At 74.9% G+C, this 26389-nt stretch carries 20 protein-coding genes; 12 read left to right on the top strand and 8 right to left on the bottom strand.

The features are described from left to right. Positions 1–95 precede the first annotated feature (95 nt). Genes QQS41_RS04145 through QQS41_RS04125 form a run of 5 tightly spaced genes read left to right on the top strand, consistent with a single transcriptional unit; the run spans position 96 to position 10452 of the window. Positions 96–935, top strand: coding sequence for a TIGR02569 family protein (locus tag QQS41_RS04145; protein WP_448851403.1), 840 nt, complete (start codon positions 96–98; stop codon positions 933–935). After that, positions 932–4081 carry a PD-(D/E)XK nuclease family protein gene (locus tag QQS41_RS04140; RefSeq protein ID WP_448851402.1) on the top strand — a complete coding sequence of 1050 codons (3150 nt, stop codon included), beginning with the start codon at positions 932–934 and terminating at the stop codon, positions 4079–4081. The genes QQS41_RS04145 and QQS41_RS04140 overlap by 4 nt, the downstream gene beginning before the upstream one ends. Further along, on the top strand, positions 4078–7323 hold the full coding sequence (locus tag QQS41_RS04135) for an ATP-dependent helicase (RefSeq protein WP_448851401.1): 3246 nt from the start codon (positions 4078–4080) through the stop codon (positions 7321–7323). Before QQS41_RS04140 ends, QQS41_RS04135 begins: the two co-directional genes overlap by 4 nt. Beyond that, complete coding sequence (locus QQS41_RS04130; protein ID WP_448851400.1) at positions 7323–8402, top strand: potassium channel family protein; 1080 nt, start codon at positions 7323–7325, stop codon at positions 8400–8402. Before QQS41_RS04135 ends, QQS41_RS04130 begins: the two co-directional genes overlap by 1 nt. Then, the gene (locus QQS41_RS04125) at positions 8395–10452 is read left to right on the top strand and encodes an ATP-dependent DNA helicase UvrD2 (protein ID WP_448851399.1); all 2058 of its coding nucleotides are present in this window, start codon (positions 8395–8397) and stop codon (positions 10450–10452) included. The genes QQS41_RS04130 and QQS41_RS04125 overlap by 8 nt, the downstream gene beginning before the upstream one ends. 85 nt (positions 10453–10537) lie before the next feature. Here QQS41_RS04125 and QQS41_RS04120 read toward each other — a convergent pair whose 3' ends face one another. Both QQS41_RS04120 and QQS41_RS04115 read right to left on the bottom strand, forming a co-directional pair. Further along, positions 10538–11833, bottom strand: coding sequence for an ABC1 kinase family protein (locus tag QQS41_RS04120; protein WP_448851398.1), 1296 nt, complete (start codon positions 11831–11833; stop codon positions 10538–10540). 32 nt (positions 11834–11865) lie between these two features. Next, on the bottom strand, positions 11866–12945 hold the full coding sequence (locus QQS41_RS04115; RefSeq protein WP_448851397.1) for a hypothetical protein: 1080 nt from the start codon (positions 12943–12945) through the stop codon (positions 11866–11868). Positions 12946–13097: 152 nt separating this feature from the next. Here QQS41_RS04115 and QQS41_RS04110 point away from each other — a divergent pair, with 152 nt between their 5' ends. Next, entirely contained in the window at positions 13098–13616 is a 519-nt protein-coding gene (locus QQS41_RS04110; protein ID WP_448851396.1) for a YgjP-like metallopeptidase domain-containing protein, read from the top strand. Between the two features lie 477 nt (positions 13617–14093). Here the strand turns inward: QQS41_RS04110 and QQS41_RS04105 are convergent, their stop codons facing one another. Continuing rightward, positions 14094–15626, bottom strand: a complete 1533-nt coding sequence (locus QQS41_RS04105) for a zinc-dependent metalloprotease (protein WP_448851395.1) — start codon at positions 15624–15626, stop codon at positions 14094–14096. Between the two features lie 84 nt (positions 15627–15710). On the opposite strand from QQS41_RS04105, the gene QQS41_RS04100 reads away from it, so the two are divergent. Continuing rightward, a complete protein-coding gene (locus tag QQS41_RS04100; protein WP_448851394.1) occupies positions 15711–16733 on the top strand; it encodes a YlbL family protein in 1023 nt (340 codons plus the stop codon). Between the two features lie 128 nt (positions 16734–16861). Then, positions 16862–18160 carry an alpha-hydroxy acid oxidase gene (locus QQS41_RS04095; protein WP_448851393.1) on the top strand — a complete coding sequence of 433 codons (1299 nt, stop codon included), beginning with the start codon at positions 16862–16864 and terminating at the stop codon, positions 18158–18160. 164 nt (positions 18161–18324) lie between these two features. Here the strand turns inward: QQS41_RS04095 and QQS41_RS04090 are convergent, their stop codons facing one another. From QQS41_RS04090 to QQS41_RS04080, 3 genes are read right to left on the bottom strand one after another with little or no spacing between them, the layout of a single operon-like run. Then, entirely contained in the window at positions 18325–19722 is a 1398-nt protein-coding gene (locus tag QQS41_RS04090; RefSeq protein ID WP_448851392.1) for an alanine/glycine:cation symporter family protein, read from the bottom strand. Between the two features lie 59 nt (positions 19723–19781). Then, positions 19782–20120 carry a CrcB family protein gene (locus QQS41_RS04085; RefSeq protein WP_448851391.1) on the bottom strand — a complete coding sequence of 113 codons (339 nt, stop codon included), beginning with the start codon at positions 20118–20120 and terminating at the stop codon, positions 19782–19784. Next, positions 20117–20431 (bottom strand): FluC/FEX family fluoride channel, encoded by a 315-nt coding sequence (locus tag QQS41_RS04080; protein WP_448851390.1) that lies wholly within the window; start codon positions 20429–20431, stop codon positions 20117–20119. Before QQS41_RS04080 ends, QQS41_RS04085 begins: the two co-directional genes overlap by 4 nt. A gap of 99 nt (positions 20432–20530) precedes the next feature. Between QQS41_RS04080 and pgm the strand changes: the two genes are divergently transcribed. After that, positions 20531–22186: a phosphoglucomutase (alpha-D-glucose-1,6-bisphosphate-dependent) gene (gene pgm, locus QQS41_RS04075; RefSeq protein ID WP_448851389.1), complete on the top strand. Its 1656-nt coding sequence runs from the start codon at positions 20531–20533 to the stop codon at positions 22184–22186. Here the strand turns inward: pgm and QQS41_RS04070 are convergent. Then, positions 22183–23310 carry a tyrosine-type recombinase/integrase gene (locus QQS41_RS04070; protein WP_448851388.1) on the bottom strand — a complete coding sequence of 376 codons (1128 nt, stop codon included), beginning with the start codon at positions 23308–23310 and terminating at the stop codon, positions 22183–22185. The two genes, pgm and QQS41_RS04070, sit on opposite strands and share 4 nt — an antisense overlap. Positions 23311–23713: 403 nt before the next feature. Then, the gene (locus QQS41_RS04065; protein WP_448851387.1) at positions 23714–23863 is read right to left on the bottom strand and encodes a hypothetical protein; all 150 of its coding nucleotides are present in this window, start codon (positions 23861–23863) and stop codon (positions 23714–23716) included. 284 nt (positions 23864–24147) lie between these two features. Here QQS41_RS04065 and QQS41_RS04060 point away from each other — a divergent pair, with 284 nt between their 5' ends. The 3 genes from QQS41_RS04060 to QQS41_RS04050 all read left to right on the top strand — a co-directional run bounded on the left by QQS41_RS04060 (position 24148) and on the right by QQS41_RS04050 (position 26334). Continuing rightward, positions 24148–24531, top strand: coding sequence for a hypothetical protein (locus tag QQS41_RS04060; RefSeq protein WP_448851386.1), 384 nt, complete (start codon positions 24148–24150; stop codon positions 24529–24531). A gap of 396 nt (positions 24532–24927) precedes the next feature. Continuing rightward, complete coding sequence (locus QQS41_RS04055; protein ID WP_448851385.1) at positions 24928–25437, top strand: MauE/DoxX family redox-associated membrane protein; 510 nt, start codon at positions 24928–24930, stop codon at positions 25435–25437. Positions 25438–25614: 177 nt separating this feature from the next. Then, on the top strand, positions 25615–26334 hold the full coding sequence (locus QQS41_RS04050) for a DsbA family protein (protein WP_448851384.1): 720 nt from the start codon (positions 25615–25617) through the stop codon (positions 26332–26334). Positions 26335–26389: the final 55 nt, after the last annotated feature.

The raw sequence follows: 26389 nt of genomic DNA, 5'->3' as shown, positions 1-26389 counted from the left end.
CCGCCCGCGACCGTTCCCCGTGGTCGCGGGCGGTCGCGCGATCCGCGGCGGCGACGCGGGAGGGCGATGTCGGGTCGGCGGGTAGCGTGGTCGCCATGACCCTCCACCCGCCCTCCCACGTCCTCGACGGCTTCGGCGCCATCGGCGCCCCGGAGCCGGCCGGCCCGGCCTGGGACGACGGCCTGCGCTACGGCGACATGGTCCTGTCACGCGTGGCCGACGGGCCCGTCGCGGCCTGGTCGGCGAAGGTCCGCTCCGCCCTGTCCGCGGACCGGGTCGCCGCCGTGCGCTCCCACCGCACCTCCGACGGCCGGCACGTGCTGGCGGGGTGGCAGGCGCGGCAGTGGGCGCCGGGCGCCCCGGCCCGCCGGTTCGACGAGGCGGTGGTGGCGGCCATCGCGCTGGAGGAGGCGCTGGCGGGGCTGCAGCGGCCCCGGTTCCTGTCGGCGGCGCGCGGCGACGTGTTCTCGGCGTGCGACCGCGCGGCGTGGGCCCATGACCCGGCGTCGGAGCTCGAGCGCGTGCTCGACGCGGAGTCGGTGCCGGGGGAGGACGCGGCGGCGGCGCTGGCCGCGGCGACGGCGCTGATGGAGGAGCGGCGGCCGGTGGACGCCCCGGATCGCCCGGCGCACGGCGATCCGCTGGCGACGATGCTGTTCGACGGCGCGGCGGTGCCCGTCGTCACGGACATCGTCCCGCGGTGGCGGCCGGCGGGCTGGACGCCCGCCCTCGTCGTCGCCGACGCGCTGGCGTGGGGCGGCGCGGACGAGGGGCTGCCGGCCCGCTTCGCCCGCCTGCCGCACTGGGATCAGCTGCTCATCCGCGCGGTGATGTACCGCCTGTTCGTGCACGCGGCGCACCCGGACGCCAACCCGACGGCGTGGGCTGGCCTGTCGCGCGCCGCGGAGATCGTCCGCGGGTTCGTCCGGCGATGAGCGCGGGGCCCTTCCCGCCCATCCGCCTCGTCCCCGCCCCGCCGCCGGAGCCGCGGACGTGGGAGGGGCCGGAGGCGGCGCTGACGGGGCCGTCGGCGCGGGGCCGCTGGCGCGTCGTCGGCGGGCCCGGCTCCGGCAAGACGGCGCTGCTGGCCGACGTGGCGGTGGCGCACGCGACGGCCGGGGCATCGGTGGCGGTGCTGGCGCATTCGAAGGAGGCGGCGGCGGATCTGCGCGCCGACGTCGCCGCGCGCCTGGGCGACGCGGCCGCGGGCACCGGCGGGATGATCCGGTCGGTGCATTCGCTGGCGTTCGCCGTCGTCCGCGCGGCGGCGGTGGCCCGCGGCGACGTGGAGCCGTCCCTGGTGCCGGGCGCCCGGCAGGACGCGGTGGTCCACGAGCTGCTGGAGGGCGACGACCCCGCCCGGTGGCCGGAGCGGCTGCGCCCGGCGCTGGGCCTGCGAGGCCTGTCCCGCCAGGTGCGCGACCTGCTGCTGCGTGCGCAGGAGCGCGGCCTCGGCGCCGACGGCCTGCGGGAGCTGGGGGAGCGGCACGGCATCGCGGAGTGGACCGCGGCCGGCGGGTTCCTGGAGCAGTACGAGCAGGTGATGCGGCTGTCGGGCGACGACGGGCGCAACGCCTCGGAGCTGGTGTCCGGGGCGGTGGCGGAGCTGGCGGCGGACGAGGGGCTGCTGGAGGACGCGGCGGCGGAGGTGCTGCTGGTCGACGACGCGCAGCACCTGGACCCGAAGTCGGCGGAGCTCGTCGGCATGCTCGCCGCCCGCGCGCGCCTGGCGGTCGTCGCCGGCGACCCGGACCAGGCGGTGCTGCACTTCCGCGGCGCCGACGGGGCGTTCCTGGCGGGCTTCGGCGACGACGGCCGGCGGGTGGAGCTCGGCGGATCGCACCGCCTGGGCCGGGGGCTCGCGGCGGTCGCCGACCGGCTGCGGACCCGGCCGACCGGGCCGGCGGGGCACGCGGGCGCGGTGGCGGTGCACGTGCACGACACGGCGGCCGGCGAGCGCGCCGACGTCGCCGACTTCCTGCGGCGCGCGCACCTGCGCGACGGCGTCCCGTGGCGCGACATGGCCGTCATCGTCCGAGGTGGCGCGGCCGATTCCCCGTTGCACCGGGCGCTGGCGCGGGCGGGCGTGCCCGTGCGCGTCGACCCGACCGACGTGGTGCTGGCGGAGCAGCGCATGGTCGCCGCGATCCTGCTGGCGATGGAGGCCGTCGTCGGCGAGCCGGACGAGGCGGGGTGGGAGAGCCTGCTCACGGGGCCCCTCGGCCAGGCCGATCCGGTGACGCTCAACCGCCTGGTCCGCGCCGCCCGTGTGGCGCACCCGCACCGCCGCGGCATGGAGACCCTCGTCGCGCACCTGTCGGCGCCGGCGGGCGCGGAGCCGGACGCGGAGCTGCTCGCGGCGGTGGGCACGGGCCGCGGCCGGATGACGCTGGACCGCGTCCGCGCGGTCGTCGACGGGGGCCGGGCGGGCCTGGCCGACGGCATCGAGTCGACGCTGTGGGGCATCTGGGACGCCGCCGGGCTGTCGGACGCGCTGCTGGCGGCGTCGCTGCGCGGCGGCGCGGCGGGTGCGGCGGCGGACCGGGACCTCGACGCGGTGATGTCGCTGTTCGACTTCGCGGGCGACGTGGTGGAGGACAGCCCGATGATGGCGCCGTCGACGTTCCTCGATCACGTCCGCGCGCAGGAGCTGCCGGCGGGCGCCCGCGATCGCCGGGGCGCCCCGCGGGACGCGGTGTCGGTCATCTCGGCGCACGCGTCGCTGGGCCGGCAGTGGCGGGTCGTCGCGGTGGCGGGGGTGCAGGAGGCCGTGTGGCCGTCGCTGACGACGACGGGGTCGCTGCTGCACCAGCAGGAGCTCGTCGATCTGCTGGATCGCGGCATCGAGCCGGGCACGCCGGTGTCGCACGTGCGGGCGCGGCTGGCGGAGGAGCGGCGGCTGCTGCACGTCGCGGTCTCCCGCGCCTCGGAGCAGCTGCTGGTCACCGCGGTCGACGCGCCGGACGACGTCGGGGAGCCGTCGCGGTTCCTCGCGGAGCTCGGCGCGGCGGTGGAGCGTGCCGCGGATGCGCGTGACGACGGTCCCCGCCCCGCCGCCGATCCCGGTGCGGACGGGGAGGACACCCCCGCGGATGCGCGTGACGACGGCGCCCCCGCCGCCCCCGCGCCGGCCGCGGAGGCGGCCATCCCGGTGACGGAGGAGATGCCGCGGGTGCTGTCGGCGGCCGCGCTGGTCGCGGAGCTGCGCGCCGCCGTGGCGGGCGAGGAGGCGGGTCCGGGCCACCGGCGCCGCGCCGCCGCGCAGCTCGCCCGCCTGGCGGAGGCCGGCGTGCCCGCCGCCGACCCCGCCGAGTGGTGGGGGCTGCCCGCCGCGTCGACGGAGGAGCCGGTGGCCGAGGGGCCCGTGCGCGTCAGCCCGTCGAAGGTGGGGCGGGCGCTGGAGTGCCCGCTGCGCACGCTGCTGGAGCAGCCGGAGAAGGCGCCCGCGATGTCGGCGGGCTCCATCTTCCACGCCGCCGCGGAGGCGCTGGAGGACGGCGTGGGCTTCGCCGACGCCGCCGAGGAGATGCGCCGCGGCCTCGACCGGGTGCTCGACGAGCCGCGGTGGCGCATGCCCGCCGTGCTCGACGAGTGGGAGGAGGCGCTGGCCGGCTGGGCCGCCTGGGTCTCCGCCCGTCCGCCGGCCGTCGTGGAGCAGGGCATCCGGGTGGAGGTCGCCGACGGCGTCGTCGTCGCCGGCCGCATCGACCGGCTGGAGGAGACGCCGGACGGCGTCGTCGCCGTCGACATCAAGACCTCCCGCCAGGCCGCGACGATTGCGGCCGCCGAGGCCGACCCGCAGCTGGCGACGTACCAGCTGGCGCTGCACGACTCCGGCCGCGCCCCCGCCGGCGGCATGCTGGTCTACCCGCGCAAGCCCCAGAAGGCGGGGCCGACGGTCCGGGTGCAGGCGCAGCTGGCGGGCGAGGCGCTGGAGGAGTGGCGTGGGCAGGTCGCCGCGGCGGCGGCCTCCCTGCGCGGCCCCGGATCCGTCGCCAGGCCCGGCCCCCACTGCGACCGATGCCGCGTCCGCCTGGCCTGCCCCACCGTCGCCGCGATGCCGGGGGAGGAGCCGCGATGATCGACCCTGTGACCCTGTCCCGCATGCTCGGCCAGGCGTACGCGCCGACGGCGCAGCAGGCCGCCGTCATCGGCGCCGACCCCGGCCCGATGCTCGTCGTCGCCGGCGCCGGGGCGGGCAAGACCGAGACGATGGCCGCGCGCGTCGTGTGGCTCGTCGCCAACGGGCACGTCCGGCCCGAGGAGATCCTGGGCCTCACCTTCACCCGCAAGGCCGCGCGGGAACTGGGCCAGCGGATCCGGCGCCGCCTGGGGGCGCTCGCGTCGTCACGCGACTTCCGGGCGGTCGCCGACCCCGCGGTGCTGGAGTCGCTGGAGGCCATCGCGCCGACGACGGCGACGTACGACTCCTACGCGGGTTCGCTGGTCTCCGAGTACGGGCTGCTGCTGCCCGCCGAGCCCGTCGCCGACATCCTCGACGGCGCCGGCGCCTGGACCGCGGCGTGGGACCTGGTGACGTCGAAGTCCGACGTCGACCAGCGCCGCGGCGCCGCCGAGGCCGCGAAGCGCCTGCTCAACCTGTCGGAGGAGATGGACGGCCGCCTCGCCGATCCCGCCGACGCGCGGGCGGAGACGGAGGCGCTGCTGCACGTCATCGCCCAGACGGAGGCGGCGCCGCGGCAGAAGACCGAGCTGCACTCGAAGCTCGTCCGCGTCGTCGACGCCCAGCGCGACCGCCTGGGCCTCATCCCGCTGGTGGAGGAGCTGCGCGCCCGCTTCGCCGCCGCCGGCGCCCGCACCTTCACCCGGCAGATGGCGCTGGCCGCGCAGCTGGCCGTCCGCGTCGCCGAGGTCGGGGAGTCCGAGCGGGCGCGGCACCGCGTCGTCATGCTCGACGAGTACCAGGACACCTCGCACTCCCAGCGCGTGCTGCTGCGCGCCCTCTACGCCGGCGCCGCCGTCACCGCCGTCGGCGACCCCATGCAGGCCATCTACGGGTGGCGCGGCGCGACGGCCGCGAACCTCGCCGGCTTCCCCGGCGACTTCCCGACGGCGGCGGGCGAGCCTGCGCAGACGCTGCAGCTGACGACGTCGTGGCGCAACCCCGTCGCCGTCCTCGACGTCGCCAACGAGGTCTCCCGCCGCGCCTTCGCCGGCCGGGAGCGCACCGTCGAGGAGCTCTCCGCCCGTCCCGGCGCCGGCCGCGGCGCGCTGGAGCTGTCGCTGCACCCCACCGCCGCCGAGGAGCTGGCGTGGGTCGCCGACCGGCTGGCGCAGGAGTACCGCGACGCCCGCGCCGAAGGGCGCCGCTTCGAGGCCGCCGCGCTGGTGCGCCGCAACGCCGACTGCGCCGCCATCCACGCCGCCCTGTCGGAGCGCGACGTGCCCTCCGTCATCGTCGGCGTCGGCGGGCTGCTGTCCGTCCCGGAGGTCGAGGAGGTCGTCGCCCACCTGCGCGCCGTCGCCGACCCCGGCGACGACGAGGCGATGCTGCGGCTGCTCACCGGCCCGCGCTGGCGCCTCGGCGCCGCCGACGTCGCCGCCCTGTCCCGCCGCGCCGCCTTCCTCGCCCGCGCCCGCGGGGAGCGCCCGGAGCCCGCCGACGGCCCGCTGGAGCGGCTGGCCGACGGCATCGACGCCATCGCGGAGGAGCTGGAGGCGCCGCCGTCGGGCCTCGGCTTCGCCGTCGACGATCCCGGCGAGGCGGAGGGCTACTCGGAGGAGGGCCTGCGCCGCATCCGCGCCCTCGGCGCCCAGCTGGAGGGGCTGCGCCGGGCGACGCCCGCGCCGTCGCTGCCGGACCTCGTCGCCCGGGTGGAGGAGGTCTTCGGCATCCGCGCCGAGACCGCCGCCGCGGGCGGGCCCGCCGGCACCGCGCACCTCGACCGGCTGGCCGATGTCGCCGCCGACTTCGCCCGCCGCACCGGCGGCGGCGCCGCGGCGTTCCTCGGCTGGCTGCGCCTGGCCGCCGAGCACGACCGGGGCCTGGAGCCCGGCGTCGTGCCGGTGCGCGGCGACCGGGTGGAGATCATGACCGTCCACAAGGCCAAGGGCCTGGAGTGGGACGTCGTCGCCGTCCCCCACGTCACCGCCACCCAGTACGACGAGGCGACCGCGGAGACGTGGCTGACGAACCCGGACCGGCTGCCGCCGGCGCACGAGGGCGAGCCGCAGCTCGACTCCGGCGGCGCCGCCCACCAGGGCGAGCTCGCCGCGGCGATGGACGAGCACAAGGCGGAGATCCGCGACGGCGTCGTCGCCGAGCTGCGCCGCCTGTTCTACGTCGCCGTCACCCGCTCCGCCCGGCTGCTGCTGGTCAGCGCCTGCCACCGCATGAGCCCCGACCGGGCGAAGCCGGAGGGGCCGTCGGAGCACCTGCTGGAGCTCGCCCGCCGCTTCCCCGAGGCCGTCGGCCCGTGGACGGGGGAGGCCCCGGCGGAGCCCCCGGCCCGCGCCGGCGGCGGCGAGGTCGCCTGGCCCGCCGACCCGCTCGGCGCCCGCCGCCCCCGCGTGGAGGAGGCCGCGGAGATGGTCCGCGCCGCCCGCGCCGGCGACGCCGCCGAGCCGCTGGAGCGCGACATCTCCCGGGTGTGGGCCGACGAGACGACGCTGCTGCTGGAGGAGCTCGCCCGCGCCGGCGAGGAGGTCGAGGTGCCGGCCCCGGCGCAGCTGTCGGTCTCCGAGTACCGCGCCGCCCTGTCCGATCCGGCCGCCTACGCCCGGCGGCTGGCGCGGCCGGTGCCGTTCAAGCCCAGCCGCTTCGCCCGCCGCGGCACCGCCTTCCACGCCTGGCTGGAGGCCCGCGGCCCCGGCTCCGCCCTCATCGACGAGGGCGAGCTGGCGGAGCTCGCCGCCGGCATGGAGCCGCTCGACCAGCCGGAGCTGGAGGCCCTCCAGGAGGCGTTCGCCGCCTCCGAGTGGGCGGACCGGGTGCCGGAGCGGGTGGAGGAGCCGTTCGACATCGGCATCGGCGGCGTCCGCGTCCGCGGCCGCATCGACGCGGTGTTCCGCATCGGCGGCCGGTGGGCCGTCGTCGACTGGAAGACCGGCCGCAGGCCCTCCGGCGAGGAGGCGCGGCGCGCGGCGCTGCAGCTGGCGATCTACCGCATCGCCTGGGCCGATCGCCGGCGGGCGGAGGGCGAGGACGTCGCCCCGGAGGACGTGCGCGCCATGTTCCACTACGTGCGCGGCAACGAGACCGTGGAGCCGGGAGGGGACCTGCTGCCCGACCGGATAGAGTTGGCGGAGGCGCTGCGCGGGCTCATCCGCGGCGCGGACGACGAGGGAAGGGGCGAACGGTGATGCGCGACAGGATGCGCGACCGGTTCGGCGTCGAACCGGATCTGGACAACCTGCCGGATCACGCGCTGCTGGGGATCATCAAGATCCCGGCCGCCGCCCGGCGCGGTCCCTGGCGACTCATCGTCCGGCGTCTGGCGTACGCCATCGGCCTGCTGCTCGTCGCCGCCGTCGTCGTCTACCTCGACCGGGACGGCTACAGCGACGAGCTGACGTTCGTCGACTCGCTGTACTACGCGTCGGTGTCGCTGTCGACGACCGGCTACGGCGACATCTCGCCCGTCACGGAGCGGGCCCGCATCATCAACATCCTGATCATCACGCCCCTGCGCGTGGTGTTCCTGGCCCTCCTGGTCGGCACCACCCTGACGGTGCTGACGGAGGAGTCCCGCCGCACCCTGCAGATCCAGCGTTGGAGGAAAGTCGTGCGCAACCACACCGTCGTCATCGGCTTCGGCACGAAGGGCCGCTCGGCCGTCACGGCGATGCTGTCCGACGGCGTCGACCCGTCCCAGATCGTCGTCGTCGACACCGACGCCCAGGCCCTCGACAGGGCGGGCAACCTCGGCCTCGTCACCGTGCACGGCTCGGCGACGAAGTCGGACGTGCTGAAGCTCGCGGGCGTGCCGCGCGCCCGGTCCGTCGTCGTCGCCCCGAACAAGGACGACACGGCGGTGCTGGTGACGCTGTCGGTGCGCGAGATCGCGCCGGGCGCCACCATCGTCGCCTCCGTCCGCGAGTCGGAGAACCGGCACCTGCTGGAGCAGTCCGGCGCCGACCAGGTGGTCATCAGCTCCGAGACCGCCGGCCGCATGCTCGGCCTGGCCACCGTCACCCCGTCCGTCGTGGAGATGATGGAGGACCTGCTGAGCCCCGACGAGGGCTTCTCCGTCGCGGAGCGCCTGGTGACGGAGGACGAGATCGGCGCGAGCCCCCGCCACCTGGCGGACATCGCCCTCGGCGTAGTCCGCTCCGGCGAGCTGTACCGCCTCGACTCCCCGGAGTGCGAGTCCGTCGAGCCGGGCGACCGGCTGCTCTACGTCCGCCGCGTGACGACGGACGAGATGGACGACGATGGCTGATCCGGGCCTGGCGCAGCTCGACCCCGACCAGCTGGAGGCCGCGACGGCCCCGCTGGGGCCGGTGTGCATCCTCGCCGGCGCGGGCACGGGCAAGACCCGCACGATCACGCACCGGATCAACCACCTGATCCAGCGGGGCGCGGCGACGCCGCACAAGATCCTCGCGGTGACCTTCACGACGCGCGCCGCCGGCGAGATGCGCGAGCGCCTGCACGCGATGGGCTCGCCCGGCGTGCAGGCCCGCACGTTCCACTCGGCGGCGCTGCGGCAGCTGCGCTACTTCTGGCCGCAGGTCTACGGCGACGTGCCGTGGCGGATCCTCGACCGCAAGTTCGGCGCCGTCGGCCGCGCCGCCCGGCAGGCGGGCCTGGACGGGGCGAAGGAGACCATCCGCGACGTGATGGCGGAGATCGAGTGGGCGAAGGCCACGCTCATCACCCCGGACGACTACCCGTCCGCCGTCGGCGCGCACCGGCGCACCCCGCCGGCGGACGCGGCGAAGGTCGCGGCGGCGTACCGGGCGTACGAGGACCTGAAGCGCACCCCGGACGGGATGCTGCTGGACTTCGACGATCTGCTGCTGCACACGGCGGCGGCGATGGAGAACTCGCGGGCGGTGGCGGAGGAGTTCCGCGCCCAGTACCGCAGCTTCGTCGTCGACGAGTACCAGGACGTCACCCCGCTGCAGCAGCGGGTGCTCGACGCGTGGCTGGGGGAGCGCGACGACCTGACGGTGGTCGGCGACGCCAACCAGACCATCTACAGCTTCACCGGCGCGACGCCCCGGTTCCTCATGGACTTCTCCCGCCGCTTCCCGGACGCGACGGTGGTGCGGCTGCAGCGCGACTACCGGTCGACGCCGCAGGTGGTGGAGCTGGCCAACCAGGTCATCGGCGCCGCCCGCGGCCGCATCGCGGGCTCGCGGCTGAAGCTGGTGGGCCAGCGGCCGGACGGGCCGGAGCCGACGTTCACGGCGTACGCCGACGAACCGGAGGAGGCCCGCGTCGTCGCGCGCCGCATCCGCCGGCTGATGGACGGCGGGACCCCGGCGTCGGAGATCGCGGTGCTGTACCGCATCAACGCCCAGTCGGCGGTGTTCGAGCAGGCGCTGACGGAGGCGGGCATCCCGTACCGCGTCCGCGACGGCGAGGGGTTCTACCAGCGACCCGAGATCCGCGAGGCCATCGGGGAGATCATCCGCGCCGCCCGCGCCGGGAAGCTCACGGGCGACCTGGCGGCGGCGGTGCGCGCCCTGCTGACGCCCCTGGGGCTCACGGACGAGGAGCCGGAGGGCGCCCGCGCCCGCGAGCGCTGGCAGTCCCTCGGCGCGCTGATGGACCTGGTGGAGGAGATCGTCCACCGCAGCCCCGGCCTGCCGCCGGAGGCGCTGCTCGGCCAGCTGCGCACCCGGCAGGAGGCGGGCCACGCCCCCGACGCGGCGGGCGTGACGCTGGCGAGCCTCCACGCGGCGAAGGGCCTGGAGTGGGACGCGGTGTTCCTCGTCGGCCTCGTCGACGGGACGCTGCCCATCCAGCACGCGCTGCGCAAGGGCGACGACTCCGACGACGTGGAGGAGGAGCGGCGCCTGCTGTACGTCGGCGTCACCCGCGCCCGTGTGCACCTGGAGCTGTCGTGGGCGGCGTCGCGCCGGGAGGGCGGCCGCCGGTCGCGGCGGCGCTCCCGCTTCCTCGACGGCATCGCCGCCCCCGACGCCGCGGCGAACCCGCCGAAGCGCGCCGGGCGCCGCGCCGCCGTGTGCGCCTCGTGCGGCCGGGAGCTCACCACCCCGACGGAGCGCATCGTCGGCCGCTGCGCCGACTGCCCCTCGGAGCTCGATCCGGCGCTGGTCGACGCGCTGCGCGGCTGGCGGGCGGAGACCGCGAAGGAGATGCGCGTGCCCGCCTACGTCATCTTCTCCGACGCCACCCTGGCCGGCATCGCGGAGCGCCGCCCCACGGGCCTCGACCAGCTGATGCAGGTGCCGGGGATCGGGCAGGTCAAGGCCGAGCGCTACGGCCCGATGGTCCTGGAGATCCTCGCGGGGTTCTAGCCGCGGCGGGGAACGTCGTAAAGCACCCGCGCGGTGACCGCGTGCGGTGCGGTGCGTTGCGACGGCACCCGCGCGGCGCGGTGGCCTACGCCGGGCGGCCGCCGAGCATCTCGGGGTAGTGCTCGGCGATGACCTGGCGGTACGGCGCGGGCGCCTCCAGCTGCGCCAGGACGGCGACGGCGCCGGCGAGCACCCGGTGGATCATCACGTACTGCCGCGGCATGCCGAAGCGGCGCGACAGGCGCGACTGCTCCGACGTCGGGTCGAGGAACGGCTGCAGCACCTCCCGCAGCCACTCGACGGTGAACACGAAGTCGTCCTGCGACAGCGGCTGGGAGAACGGCAGCAGGAACGCCTCCACCATCTCCGGCGTCACGTCGCGCGCCCGGCCGGGGGAGACGTAGCCGTGGCGCAGCGCCAGCTCCATCAGGTCGTCGCGGCGGCCGTCGACGACCGCGGCGACGAGCTCCACCAGCGGCCGCGGCAGCCCGTCCGGCAGCCGCACGCACGCCCCGAAGTCGATGACCGACATCCGCCCGTCCGGGCGCAGCAGGAAGTTCCCCGGGTGCGGGTCCGTGTGCATCCGGCGCACCAGGGAGGGGGAGGAGAACTCGAAGACGGTGAGCGCCTCCGACGCCCGGGACCGCTCCTCCAGCGTCCCGCCGCCGATGACCTCCGACAGCCGGCGGCCGTCGACCCACTCCGACACCATCGCCTTCGGCGCCGACGCGTACACCCGCGGCACGTGCAGCAGCGGCTCCCGGCCGTCGCCGAACGCCGCGTGGAACGCCCGCTGGTGGTCGGCCTCCAGCCGGTAGTCCAGCTCGTCGACGACGTTGTCGCGGATGGCGGCGATGAGCTCGCCCATGTCGACGCCCGGCGCCATCCGCTGCAGCACCGGCGTGACGACGCGCAGCTGCCGCAGATCCGACCGGATGGCCTTCTCCGCCTCCGGGTACTGCACCTTCACGGCGACCTCCGCGCCGTCGGACGCCCAGCGGGCGCGGTGCACCTGGCCGATCGACGCCGCCGCGGCGGGCTCGTCGTCGAACTCCGCGAACCGCTCCCGCCACGCCGCGCCGAGCTGCCGCTCCAGCACCCGGTGCACCGTCCGCGCCGGCATCGGCGGCGCCTCCGCCTGCAGCGACGTCAGCGTCGACGACAGCGGCGCCGCCAGCTCGTCCGGCAGCACCGGCGCGAAGATGGACAGCGCCTGCCCCACCTTCATCGCGCCGCCCTTGAGCTCGCCGAGCACCCCGGCGAGCTGCTCGGCGGTGCGGACGATGTTGTCCTGCCGCCCCGACGGGCGCAGCGACCGGGCGCCGGCGCCCAGCGGGACCCCGGCCAGCTTCGCCGCGCGCCGCAGGGCGGACCCGGACATCCGGGTCCCCTGTTCCGTGTCGCGCCTGCCGTTCATGGGGCCGATTGTGCCACCCCCGCCGCCGCCCCGCCCCGGCAGACCGGGCAGTCCCGCCGCGCCGCCAGGTCCCGCCGCCGCACGACCAGGCGGTGCGGGTCGACGGTCGTCTCCGCCGCCAGCACCGCCGCCGAGGGGCCGCGGACCAGCTGCGCGCAGGCGATGGCCGACGCCGCCGCGACGGCCGCCGCGTCCTGCGCGGCCTGCGGCGACGCCAGCTGGAGGGCCAGCACCCGGCGGGCGGGATCCGCGGCGGCGGCCTCCGCCTCCCCGCACGCCGGGCACGGGCCGGGGGAGGGGCCGCCGCCGTCGCCGGGCGCCCACCACGGGCCGACGACGGCGGCGCCGTCGCGGACGCGGGCGCACAGGTGCGGCAGCCCGCGGCGGCGCAGCAGCGCCAGCAGCGCGGGGTCGGGGATCTCCATGCCGGTGACGGCGACGGCCCCGGCCTCCGCGGGGGAGGCGGCGTCGAGCCACGCCATCGTCCGCGGCCCCGGCGCCCGCCCCGCCGCGGCGACGCCGCGCTCCCGCAGGTCGGCGACCAGGCGGCGGCGCAGCAGGTCGCGGCCGATCACCGTGACGACGGGATGCGCCGGCCGCCTCCCGCCCCGCGAGGCGAGGCCGGCCCGGACGAGCTCGTCGAGCAGGTTCCCGGCCAGGTCGGCGGGGACGCCCGCTGCGGCGAGGTCCCGGTGCAGGCCGGGGGAGGCGGTGCGCGCCGACGCCAGCAGCGCCCGCAGCACCGCGCCGGGCCGGGACCCGGGCGGCAGCCGGAACACCAGCGCCCGGTCGGGGTCGGCGCCGAACTGGACGGCGGGCCCGGGGCGCAGCAGGACGCGGACGTCGGCGTCGACGACGACGTCGCGGTGCGGCGGCGCGGCGCCGGGCGGCGGCGCGTCCGGTGCGGGTGCCGTCGCGGTTTTCGTCGCCGGCGTGCTCCTCTCCTGCACCTCGCCCGCCGTGCCCGTCGCCGTGCGCGTCGCGGCGCCCGGCACCCGCACGGCGCCCTTCGCGTCCGCCGCTGCGATCGCGTCCGCCCGGCCCCTCGGCCCGGCCATGTCCGTCACGTCCCCCATGTCGACCTCCCCGCGGCCCCCGCCGCGTCCCCCGGTGCGCCGCCCGGCAGTCCGGGCGGCGGGCATCCCCCGGATGCCGTCTGGGACGAGGCAACCACACCCGGGGCGAATCGGCCACCGGCGGCGCCGACGTGCGGCTACGCTCGGTGGACATGGGAGACAGGCGACCCGACTACGGACCCGGCATCGAGGTGCGGCGGTCCCGGCGGCGCCGGAAGACGTACTCCGCCCGGGCGGAGGGCAACCGGGTCGTCGTCATGGCCCCCATGGACGTCGATCCGGAGCAGGAGCGCCGCGAGGTGATGGAGCTCGTCGCCCGCGTCCGCCGCAAGACCGGCAGCTCGCTGGACGACGCGGAGCTGGAGCGCCGCGCCCGGTCGCTCGCCCGCCGGCACCTGGAGAACCGCCCCGAGTTCGAGTCGATCCGCTGGGTGCGCAACATGTCGCGCCGGTGGGGGTCGGTGTCGTTCGACCCGGTGCGGATCCGCATCTCGCACCGGCTCGCCGACGTCCCCGGCTACGTGCTCGACGACGTCATCGTCCACGAACTCGTGCACACCTTCATCCGGTCGGGGCATTCCGACGAGTTCTGGGAGTGGGCCTCCCGCGCGCCGCACCACGAGCGGGCGCGCGGCTACCTGGAGGCCTACCAGCGCTGGGGCGCGAACTAGCCGCGTCCGCCCTCGACTCCCCCTCCACCCCGCCGGCTTCGCCCGGGTCCTCGGATGCGGTCAGACCCAGTTTCGGCCGTTCAGACCCAGTTGGAACGGGGTCGAAATGGCCGGAACAGGGTCTGGAAGGTGAGGGTGGTGGTCGCGACGGGGTCGAAACGACCCTGTTGGGGCACGGGAACGTCGCGGGCGGGGAGGTCCGGTGTCCGCGACGGGGTCGAAACGACCCTCATGGGTGCGGGGCGGGGCCGGGCCGGGGTGTGGAACGGGGTCGAAACGACCCTGATGGTGGGCCGGGCGGGGAACGAGGGCGCGCGGACGGGGTAAAAGGGCTCGCGGACGGCGCGGCGGGCATGCGAAAAAGGGCCGGGACGTCGTGTCCCGGCCCTTTGCGTCGTCGCCGCAGGGCGCCCCACGGGCCGCGCAACCGCAGCCCGGGGAAGAGGGGTGCTACTTGGCGTCGTCGCCGCGGGCGCGCTACTTCGCGTCGTCGCCCTTCGCGCCGCCCTCGTCGCCGCCGTCACGGCCGCTGTCGCCGTCGCCGTCGGCATCGGTGTCGCCGTCGCGGCGGGCGTCGTCGTCACGCGCATCCCCGGACTCGGCCTCCCGGCGCAGCTGCTCCTCCAGCTCCGCGATGGGGTCGAAGTCGTCGGAGCCGCCGGCGATGACGCCGTCGATGAACGCCGCGGAGTCGTCGAGGTCCTCGGCGACCGGCAGCAGATCCGGGTGATCCCACACCGCGTCGCGGCGATCCGCGCCGACTGCGGTGGTCAGGCGGCGCCACAGGTCCGCGGCCTCGGACGTCTTCGGGGAGCCCAGGTCGATGCCCGTGGCCTTGTGCAGCGCCTGCTCCGCGCCGTCGACCGCGGTGCGGCGGCGCCACGCCTCCGCCAGCCGGTCGACGCCCGGCAGCCGCTCGCCGAGCGCGTCCTCCACCACGACGTCGACCCAGCCGCCGACCAGCGCCAGCAGCGTCTGCAGGCGGGTGCGGGCGTGCTGGTTCGAGCTGGTGATCTTCGGCGTCAGGTCCATGTTCTGCAGGCCGGCGAGCGCCTCCTGCATCCGCGACGGGTCCTGCAGCGCCTCGATGTCGATGCCGCGCGAGGCCTCCTCGATGTGGGAGTAGTCCATGACCAGGCCCTGCGCGTACTCCTCGACGGAGGAGATCATGCGCTCCGCCAGCCACGGCACGCGGGCCCACAGGCGCTGGTGCGCGGCCTCGCGGGCGGCGGCGTAGACGTACAGCTCGCGGGCGGGCAGCTCCAGGTCCTCCGCCAGCGCCGTCAGGTGCGTCGGCAGCAGCACGGCGCCGCCGGAGGTGTGCAGCGGCAGGCCCTGGTCGGAGCCGGTCAGCGAGTCCTTCGCCAGGCCCGCCAGCGCGCCGCCGAGCTGGGCGCCGAAGTTCATGGAGTTCATCCGGCTCATCATGCCCATCATCGGGCCCATCATCGCGCGGGCCTCCTCGGGCACGCCCTCCAGCGTCGCGTCGGCCATGCGGGCAGCGACGGGCTCGACGATGCGCCGCCACGTCGGCAGCGTCTCCTCCAGCCACTGCAGGGAGTTCCACGCCTCGACGCGGTCGGCGCCGGCGGGCAGCGCCGTCGCCTCGTCGAGCCACAGCTCCGCCAGGCGCAGCGCGTCGGCGAGGGCCGTGCGCTCGCTGTCGCGGACGGGCGCGACGTCGCCGATGCGCTGGCGGGCGACGCGGCCGGTGACCTCGACGTTGACGGGGGAGTCGTTGTTCTCCATCGACTGGCCCATGCCGGAGAGCATCTGGCCGAACTGGTTCAGGATGTCGCCCAGGTTCGGCTGGCCCCCGGAGCCGCCGGCACCCCCGGCACCCCCGGAGCCCCCGGCACCCCCGGAGCCCCCGGCGCCGCCCTGCCCGGGGGCGCCGAAGCCGAAGCCGCCGAGGGGGAAGCCGAAGAAGCCGAAGTCGCCGTCGCGGCGGCGCCCGTCGTCGTCATCGTCGTCGCCGCCGGGGCGGAATCCGAATCCCTGATTGCTCATGGCCCCAACCGTACCGGCGGACGGGCGGGGCGATCCACGCCCGCGGCCGTCCGTCGCCGAGGGCGATCAACTACCGTTGGCGCAATGAACCGCCGCACCCGGACCCTGCTCATCGGCGCCGTGCCCATCGTGGCCGTCGGCGCGGTCCTGGCGTCGCCGGCCGCCGTGGTGCCGTACGCCGCGGAGGGGCCCGGCCCGCTGGTCGACGTCCTCGGCGAGCTCGACGGCGCGCCGGCCGTCGAGATCTCCGGCGCGGAGGTCGACGACCCCGCCGGCGAGCTGGACATGACGACGGTGTCCGTCGCCCACTCCATGTCGCTGCCCGCGGCGACGGTGAAGTGGCTGGACCCGGAGCAGGACATCGTGCCGATCGAGACGATCTTCCCGCCCGGCATGACGCACGAGCAGGTGCAGGAGCGCAATGCAGTGGCGTTCACGGATTCGGAGGCCAGCGCGACCATCGCGGCGCTCGATCACCTGGGGCGGCCGGTGGAGGCGTACGCGGCGCAGGTGCTGCCGGATTCCCCGGCGGCGGGCGCGGTCAACGAGGGCGACGGGATCGTGGCGGTCGGCGACCGGCGCATCGCGACGCCCCGCGACGTCGTCGACGCCATCGGCTCGCACCTGCCGGGCGACGAGGTGGAGCTGACGCTCGCCCGCGGCGGCGGGGAGGAGAAGGCCCGGGTGACGCTGGCGGAGAACCCCGACGTGGAGGGTGCGGCGCAGCTCGGCGTCGTCGTCGGCGCCCGCCCGGCCGGCGGCCTGGAGATCGAGTACAACGTCGCGGGCATCGGCGGCCCGTCGGCGGGTCTGGTGCTGACGCTGGCGGTCATCGACAAGCTGAGCCCGGGCGATCTGCTGCACGGCGCGCACGTGGCGGGCACGGGCACGATCGACGCGTCGGGGGCGGTGGGGCCCATCGGCGGCATCACGCACAAGATCGCGGCGGCGCGCGACGCGGGGGCGGACATGTTCCTGGTGCCGGAGGCGAACTGCGCCGAGGCCCTGACCGCGGACGCCGGCGACATGCCGCTGCTGTCGGTCGCCGACGTCGACGCCGCCATCGCCGCGCTGGAGGACCCGGCCGCCGCGCCGACGTGCGGGTAGCCGCACCGTTCGCGTGACGACGACACCCGCCGCGGCGGGCGCCGTCGTCAAGCACCCGCGCATCCCGCGCACCCGCGTCCGGCGGACGCGCACCCGGGCCCGCTCCCGCGGCGGCGCATAATGCGGGAATGAGCACCGACCACCGACCCCGCCCCGACGTCCTGCGCCGCAGGATCCCGCGCTACTCGGACCTGCGGCCGCTGATGCGGTTCGCGCCGCCGCCGCTGACGGCCGCCGAGCGGCTGCGCCGGGCCGCCGACGTCCACGACCTGCGGAAGATGGCGAAGCGGCGGACCCCGAAGGCCCCGTTCGACTACGTCGACGGCGCCGCGGAGTCGGAGGTGTCCATCGGCCGCGCCCGCGACGCGTTCCGCGACGTGGAGTTCCGCCCGGAGGTGATGCGCGACGTCACCACGGCGTCGACGGCGGTGCGGGTCCTCGGCCGCGACATGGCGATGCCGCTGGCCATCGCGCCGACCGGCTTCACCCGCATGATGCACTCGGAGGGCGAGTACGCCGGGGCGTCGGCGGCCGCCGCGGCGGGCGTGCCGTTCACGCTGTCGACGATGGGCACGGCGTCCATCGGCCAGTTGCGCGACCACGTGCCGGAGGGGGAGCTGTGGTTCCAGCTGTACGTCACCCGCGACCGGTCGATGGCGGAGGACCTCGTCGCCCAGGCGAAGGCGTCGGGGGCGGGCGTGCTGATGGTCACCGTCGACACGAACATCGCCGGCGCCCGCCTGCGCGACGTCCGCAACGGCATGACCGTCCCGCCGTCGCTGACCGCCCGCACCGTCGTCGACGCCGCGTACCGGCCGAACTGGTGGTTCAACTTCCTCACCCACGCGCCGCTGGAGTTCGCGGCGGTGCGGAACTTCGACGGCACCCCGGGCGAGCTGGTGGACCAGATGTTCGACCCGTCGCTGTCGTGGGCGGACCTGGAGTGGGTGCGCGGCCTGTGGGACGGCCCGCTGCTGGTCAAGGGCGTGCAGACCGTCGTCGACGCGCGCCGGGCGATGGAGCACGGCGCCGACGGCGTCATCGTCTCCAACCACGGCGGCCGCCAGCTGGACCGGGCGCCGGTGCCGCTGCACCTGCTGCCGCGGGTGCGCGCGGCGCTCGGGCCGGACGCGGTCGTCGGCCTGGACACCGGCATCATGCACGGCGCCGACGTCGCGGCGGCCCGCGCGCTGGGCGCCGACTTCGCGATGATCGGCCGCGCCTACCTCTACGGCCTCATGGCCGGCGGCGAGGCCGGCGTCGCCCGAGCCCTGGAGCTGATGCGGGAGGAGATGCTGCGCACGTGCCGGCTCCTCGGCGTCGCCGACGTCGCGGATCTCGGCCCCCGCCACGTCCGCCTGCCCGGCGTCCACGACGGCGCGCCGGAGGGCGCGGAGGTCTCGGAGGGCGCGGAGCCCGCGGAGTAGGCCGCGCCGCGGGTCGCGCCGGGGGTCGCGCGCCGGGTCGCCGCCGCGCACCGCGTGCGTGACGACGGGACCCGCCCGCGGCCGCCCCATGATCGACCGCGCCGGCCGCCGGGGGAGGGCCCCCCGTGCGGCCGGCGTCGATGAGCGTGCCGTGTCCGGCGGAGCTAGACGCGCATGGACTCCCATTCGCGGACCTGCTCGGCGGTGGCGCGGAGCTTCGGGTCGAACGTGAGGTACGCCTTCGTCTCCTTCGCGATGAGCCCGGACAGGATGATGAGGCCGATGAGGTTCGGCACCGCCATCAGGCCGTTGAGCACGGAGGCGAAGGCCCAGACGGTGGACAGCTCGGTGACGGCGCCGACGTAGACGACGGCGGTGAACACGGAGCGGTAGAACCGGGTGCCGCGGCGGCCGACGAGGGACTCGAAGCAGCGCTCGCCGTAGTAGGACCAGCCGAGCAGCGTCGAGAACGCGAAGAACACGATGGACAGGGTGACGATGGAGTCGCCCCAGGTGCCCGGCAGGCCCGCGGAGAAGGCGGCGGCGGTCATGGAGCCGGCGCCCTCCTCGCCGGCCTCCCACGCGCCGGTGGTGACGATGACCAGGCCGGTGAACGTGACGACGACGAGGGTGTCGATGAACGTCTGCGTCATGGACACCAGGCCCTGGCGGACCGGGTGGGTCGTGGTCGCCGCGGCGGCGGCGATGCCGCCGGAGCCCATGCCGGACTCGTTGGAGAACAGGCCGCGGGCGACGCCCATCTGGATGGCGGCGATGATGCCGGCGCCGGCGAAGCCGCCGACGGCGGAGGTCCCGGAGAATGCGTCGGTGAAGATGAGGCCGATGGCGGCCGGCAGGTCCTGGACGTGGACGATGAGCACGATGAGGGCGCCGACGATGTAGATGACGATCATCATCGGGACGAACGCGGCGGCGACGCGGCCGATGGACTTGATGCCGCCCAGCAGCACCGCGCCGGTGAGGATGAGCATGATGATGCCGGACAGCTCCGGCTGGATGCCGAAGCTGGACTCCAGGTTCTCGGCGACCGCGTTGGCCTGGGTCAGGTTGCCGATGCCGAACGCGGCGATGGAGGCGAACACGGCGAACAGGACGGCGAGGGTCTTGCCGAAGCCGTTCGGGATGGCCTTCTTCAGGTAGTACTGCGGGCCGCCGGACTGCTCGCCGGCGGCGTCGACGGTGCGGAACTTCACGCCGAGGAACGCCTCGGAGTACTTCGACGCCATGCCGACGAAGCCCGTGCCCCACATCCAGAACAGGGCGCCGGGGCCGCCGATGGACAGGGCCGTGGCGACGCCGACGATGTTGCCGACGCCGACGGTGGCGGCCAGCGCGGTGGCCAGCGCCTGGTACTGGGAGATGTCGCCCTCGCCGCCTTCGTCGCTGCGCTTGACGAGGCCCAGGTACAGGGCGGGGCCGAGCTTGCGCAGCTGCAGCAGGCCGAGGCGGATGGTCAGCCAGAGGCCGGTGCCGAGCAGCAGGGGGATCAGGAAGAAGGGGCTCCACACGAACGAGTCGGCGGCCGAGAGGAAGTCGCTCATGGCCCGGGAGGTTAGCGTCTCCTGAGAAACGCATAGGCGACAACGACGTAAATACCGTGTCACGCGCCCGCGGCCACCCCCGCCACCCCCGCGGCGGCGGAGCCCAGGACGGCGGTGAGCGCGAGGTATCCGATTGCCGCGCCGCGCCGTCCGCCGGACCACCACCCGCCGACGAGGGCCGCGAGCGTCGACCACGTCGACAGGGCGCCGGCGAACCCGGCGCCGAGCAGCGCCGCCCACGCGCCGGGCGGGGGAACGGCCGCGCACCAGCCCAGCAGCGCGCACGCCGCGACGTTGGCGGCGAGCAGCCCGCCGGGCCCGAACTTCGCCAGCAGGTGCCGGGCGACGGCGCCGAGCGCCCCGCCCGCGGCGATCGCCGCAGCCGCCGCCGCGGTCACGGCGCCGCCCCCGCGCCGGGCACCGGCAGGCGCCGCCCGATCAGGTAGGCGGGCACACAGGCCAGGAGCGTGACGACGGCCGCCGCCCACGCGGACAACGTCGTGAAGCCCCCGAGGAACCCCGTCGACAGCAGCGGCGCCCACCCGGGCCACCTGCCCGGCGCCGCGAGCCACGCCGCGAGCACCCCCATCAGGAGGCAGCCGGCGACGTTGACGGCGGCGACCGCCCACGGGCCGCCCGCCCCCGTGCAGGCGGCGCGGGCCAGCGAACCGGCGGCCCCGCCCGCCGCGACCAGCGCCACGTCCCTCATGGCGGGGGATGCTACGCCCGCCGGGCGAGCCGTGCGGGAACGCCCCGAAACGGGGACACTGGAGGGGACAGCCCACGGACAGAACGCCCAGGAGGAGACATGGCCCACGATCGCGCCGGGCAGCCCGCCCGCCCCGAAGATCTCATCGACGTCGCCGAGCTGGTGACGGCCTACTACACCCGCCACCCGGAGCCCGGGAACCCGGACCAGGCCGTCGTCTTCGGCACCTCCGGCCACCGCGGCTCGTCCCTCGACGGCGCGTTCAACGAGGACCACATCCTGGCCACCACCCAGGCCATCGTCGACTACCGCTCCGGCCAGGGCATCGGCGGCCCGCTCTACATCGGCCGCGACACCCACGGCCTCTCCGAGCCGGCGATGGTCAGCGCCATCGAGGTGCTCACCGCCAACGGCGTCACCGTCATGGTCGACGCCGCCGGCCGATACACCCCGACCCCGGCGGTCAGCCACGCGATCCTGTCGCACAACCGCGGCCTCGCCGGCGGCGTGACCGGCTCGGACCCGAAGCGCGCCGACGGCATCGTCGTCACGCCCTCCCACAACCCGCCGCGCGACGGCGGCTTCAAGTACAACCCGCCGACCGGCGGCCCCGCCGACGCCGACGCGACCGACTGGATCGCCGCCCGCGCCAACGACTACCTGGCCAAGGGCCTCGACGGCGTCCGCCGGCAGCCGGTGGAGAAGGCGGGGGACCTCGTCGTCGAGCACGACTACCTGAAGGCCTACGTCGACGACCTCCCGAACGTGGTGGATCTCGCCGCCATCAAGTCGTCGGGCCTGCGCATCGGCGCCGACCCGATGGGCGGCGCGTCCGTCGACTACTGGGGCGCCATCGCGGAGACGCACGGCCTCGACCTCACCGTCGTCAACCCGTTGGTCGACGCGACGTGGAGGTTCATGACGCTGGACACCGACGGCAAGATCCGCATGGACTGCTCCTCGCCGAACTCCATGGCGTCGCTGGTGCACAACCGCGACAAGTACGACATCGCCACCGGCAACGACGCCGACGCCGACCGCCACGGCATCGTCACCCCCGACCACGGGCTGATGAACCCGAACCACTACCTCGCCGTCGCCATCGAGTACCTCTTCGGCCACCGCGACGGCTGGGGCGCGGACACGGCCGTCGGCAAGACGCTCGTGTCGTCCTCCATGATCGACCGCGTCGTCGCGGACCTCGGCCGCACGCTCGTCGAGGTGCCGGTCGGCTTCAAGTGGTTCGTCCCGGGCCTGCTCGACGGCTCCGTCGGCTTCGGCGGCGAGGAGTCCGCCGGCGCGTCCTTCCTGCGCACCGACGGCACCGTGTGGTCCACCGACAAGGACGGCATCATCCTGGACCTGCTGGCCTCGGAGATCACGGCCGTGACCGGCAAGACCCCGTCGCAGCGCTACGCGGAGCTCGCCGACCGCTTCGGCGCCCCCGCCTACGCCCGCACCGACGCGGAGGCCGACCGCGAGCAGAAGGCCATCCTGAAGAAGCTGTCCCCGGAGCAGGTCACCGCCGACGTCCTGGCCGGCGAGCCCATCACCGCCAAGCTCACCGAGGCCCCGGGCAACGGCGCCGCCATCGGCGGCCTGAAGGTCACCACCGAGAACGCCTGGTTCGCCGCCCGCCCCTCCGGCACCGAGGACAAGTACAAGATCTACGCCGAATCCTTCAAGGGAGCCGACCACCTCAAGCAGGTGCAGGCCGAAGCAACCGCCCTGGTCAACGACGTATTGGGGAACTAACCCGACTCTGCGGGACGGCCCCCAAAAACCCCGCCGTCCCGCACCAGTCCCGCAACAGCGTCCACACCGGCCCGCGCAGCCTCCCACTGATCCGGGAGATGGTGCGAGTAAATCCGCGCCGTCACCGCCGGCGACGAATGCCCCAGCATCGCACTCACCGTCGGCAACGGCACCCCGGCGGCAAGCATCCGCGACGCGTAGAAGTGCCGCAGGCAATGGAAATGCACCTCATCGGGCACCCCGGCCCCCCGACGCGCCCGCGCCATCGTCTGCGAGATACGCGACGAGAAAAGCGGCAGGCCCCGTTCGGACACGAGCACGCGGGCATCCGGGTCGCCGCCGCGCCCCTCAAGCACCCGGGCAATGTCCAGCGCTAGGCCCTCACCAATAGGCACATCGCGGCGCGAATCCCGCGATTTCAGATCCCGCAGAGCATCCCCAGCGCGATCACCGGACTGCACGCGGACGTGAATCACCCGGCGCATCACATCGACGTCGCGCACCCGCAGGCCACACACCTCCCCAGCGCGCAGTCCCGTCTCCGCCGCGATCATCACCGCCAGGCGAAACCACGCCGCGGGGGCATGCTCGACCAGCGCCCGCACCTGGTCGACGTCCGGCACGACAATGTCGGCAGTTCCCCCTACTGGGAAGCGCTTGAGCACGTCGCCGGGGTTGACGGCGATCACCCCATCGGCCACCGCCCGCGACAGCAGCGTCCGCATCATCCCGATCCGTACCTGCACCGCCGACGGCGACAACGGCGCGCCCTTCGCCCACGGACGCCCATCGCGCAGCTGCAGCGCCCACGACTCAAGGTGCGACCGGCGCACCGACGTCACAGGCATGGCCCCAAGGTCCCCGAGGTTGATCCGCAGCTGGTACCGGTCGCGCCTCGTACCGGGCTTGACCGCCAGCGCCTCGTACTCGCGCACCAGTTGCTCGATGGTTGGGGCACCGCTGGGGTCGATCCATTCGCCCCTCCGTATCTCACGCTCACGCTCCGCCTCCCACACGGCGGCTTCACGGCGGGTGTCGAAAGTCTTGGATCGTTCGCGGCCGGCGGGGTCCCGGTACCTGCCAACCCACCGTGTTTTGCCGTTGCGGATTCGCTTCTGCGGCATGGGTACACTTCTCCTTGCTGCCCCTACGTGGGGCGGTTGCCCCGGCCCTGCCGCGCGTCACTGTCCAGGTGAGCGGCAGGGCCGTTCTTGTGTTTTTGTGCGCGGCTTAGCGCACGAGGCGGAGTGAGGGGCCGGTGCTCGGTGGTTGCGGTGTGGGGGGGGGGGCTAGTTCACCCGGCGGGGTTGTGGGGCACGGGGGAGCCGGGGCGGTGTGCGTGCCATTCCTGTACGTCGGCGGCGTCCCACAGGGGCGTGCGCTGGTCGAGGTGGGAGACGGGCTGGGGGGGGGTGCGGCCTTGGGCGGTGTATGTCGTCCAGGTGGATGGTTTGATGCCGCAGTGGGCCGCGCACTCCTTAACGCGCCACAGCTGACGCCCCGTGTCCTTGTCGATGATGATGGGGATCATGCTCGCCTCCATGCGATGATGGCCAGCCCGCAGGCGGTGATCGCGGAGCCGATGGCGGCGATCGGGCTGAACCCGTTGATCAGGCCGTCTGCAAGGACGATGGCCAGCATGAGGGAGGTGGTGGCGAAAAGTGTTCGTGTGCTCATGGTTTCTCCTCGTCGTTGGTAGGATGGGGTAAGCCCCGAGGGGCTGGATGATTGAGGCATCCAGCGCCCGGGGTCTTACTTTTTGCGTTTTCCTCGGCGGTAGCGTTTCCGTTTCCGGTGCTTGCCTTCCCGTCTTGGCGTCCGTCCCAGCATGATGCCGGTTTGCATTGCCATGATGAGGGTGAAACCGCCCGAGGGTGGGTGTCAGCGAAAAACTATGGGCTGCAAGCCCTGCTGGCGATGGGTAGCGCGTGGTGGATAGCCGTCAGGGGGCGATTCGACCAATGATCGTGACGAACGAGCTGCTCATCGGCCTGGCCACCGCTGCGGTCGGCATCATCACCGGGCTGCTCGGGTTGCGCGGCAAGAAGCAGGAAACCTCCGCAACGTCACTGACCGCGATGATGTCGGAGCAGGCGCAACGCATCGATAAACTGTGGGCGAGACTCGACGCTGTGGAGCGTGATCTGCAGGACACTCGCCGTGAGCTGGCGGAGGAGCAGGAGGTGGGGCACTCACTGCGGCGTCTCCTTGCTGATGCTTTCGACTGGCTGCTGGAATGGTCGGCGTGGGCGTCGTCTGATCGGAAGCATGCTCCGCCGTCTCCTGACCTCACCGGCATTGAGGCCGCCCTGCGGCAGCCTCGCGCCCGCAACCCTCCCGAGTAGCCAACTGGCCCCCACCATCATGGTGGGGGCCTTTTTGGTGTTTCAGGGGCGGTCCCGTCGCGGCGCTTCCGGGCGCGACGCAGCGGCCGCCCGTCCCGCACTGGTCCCGCAAGCCACCTTAAAACCGGCTGAATCGCCTGAATTCACTGAGCGGGCAGAACGCGCTGAACTGCGGAAACAAGAAAACCCCAGCACACTCACCACCATGGGCACATACAAGATCTACGCCGAGTCCTTCAAGGGCGAGGAGCACCTCAAGCAGGTGCAGGCCGAAGCGCAGGAGGTCGTCTCCGCGGTCCTCAACGGCTGAGGCCGCCGACGCGTGCGGTCCGCGCTCCGGCCGCACTCCTCCGTGCATGCGCGCCCGGGTCGGCGCGTGCGCGTAGGGTCGCGGACATGAACGCAACCGCGCATGACGACGCCCGGGCGGCCGACGCGGCCGCGGATGCCCGACCCGGCGGCCGCGGACGCGCCGTCGTCTCCGCCATCGCCCGCTTCGCGCTCGCGGCCGTGTGGCTGTGGTCCGGCGGCGTGAAGCTGGCCAACCCCCTCGATGCCGCCCAGGCCATCGCCGCCTACGAGCTCGTGCCCGCCGGGCTGGTCGAGCCGCTGGCCGTCGCCCTGCCCGCCTTCGAGCTGGTGCTGGGCCTCATGCTGCTGCTCGGCGTGTTCCTGCGCCCGGCGGCGCTCGTCTCCGCCGTGGTGGTGCTGCTGTTCATCGCCGGCCTGGCGTCGGCGTGGGCCCGCGGCCTCACCATCGACTGCGGCTGCTTCGGCGGCGGCGGGCAGAACCCGGACGCCGGGCCCGCCACGTACCTGCGGTCCCTGGCCCGCGACGTCGTGTTCCTCCTGCTGGCGGGCGTCGTGTGGTTCCGCCCGTTCCGCCGCTTCGCCATCCGCCCGTAGCGCGGGGCCCGCGGCCCCGGGCCGCGGGACGGCGGCGCCGGAGTCTTCACGCGCGGCCCCGCCGCAGGCCGTCCACGGCGCCGCGGCCCCTCGAACGCCCCCGCCCGGGCGTGTTTTCGGTCACCGGAAGGTTGACGAGCACGCAAGCCCCGGCGCGGGGGCGCTACTGTTGTCCGCGTGAGCCAGAAGAAGATCAAGAACCCGAACGAGAAGAGCTCCGGCTTCGTCGTCGGCATCATCGCGCTCGTGGCGATCATCGCCGTGGTCATCGGCGTGGTGCTGTGGATGGGCCGGAACCAGCCCATCGAGGGCCTGCCGGACGAGGACGTCGCGTTCGGCATCGAGGTCGAGGACGACGTGATCCGCCTCGCCGCCGAGGGCGCCGACGGCACGGTCGCCGAGGTCTACGAGGACTACTCGTGCCACTACTGCGCCGACATGGCGCTCGGCGGCCACTCCGATCAGCTCGCCGCGCTCAACGCCGGCGACCTCATCGTGGAGTACCGCACCCTCAACTTCCTCGACGGCGGCCGCGAGGGCCACTCCACCCGCGCCCTCGCCGTCATGAACCGCATCGCGGAGACCGGCGACGCCCGCCTTTACTGGAACTTCCACACCCTGCTCATGGACCAGCAGCAGAAGGCCGCCGGCTGGGAGTGGGAGGACTTCGCCTCCCACCTCGAGTCGATGGGCGCCGAGGGCGACGTCGTCGACGAGGTCCGCGGCGGCCTGCCGCTCGACGGCGCGAAGGCCGTCGGCGACGCCAGCGCCACGCGCCTCATGGAGACCCTGAACCAGGATTCCCCGTCCTCGCCGCACGTCATCGTCGACGGCAAGGACGTCCTGCAGAACGCCGCCTCCCTGGGCGACTGGGTCAAGGCCGCCGTCGGCGCCTGATCCGCACCGTTGTCCGCGCTCACCTGGGGATTTGGGGAACCCCGGTACCCGGGTG

Source organism: Corynebacterium sp. 335C, assembly GCF_053525695.1.
The sequence above is the reverse complement of the archived record's forward strand: the minus strand, read 5'-3'. Positions and strand labels throughout refer to the sequence as shown.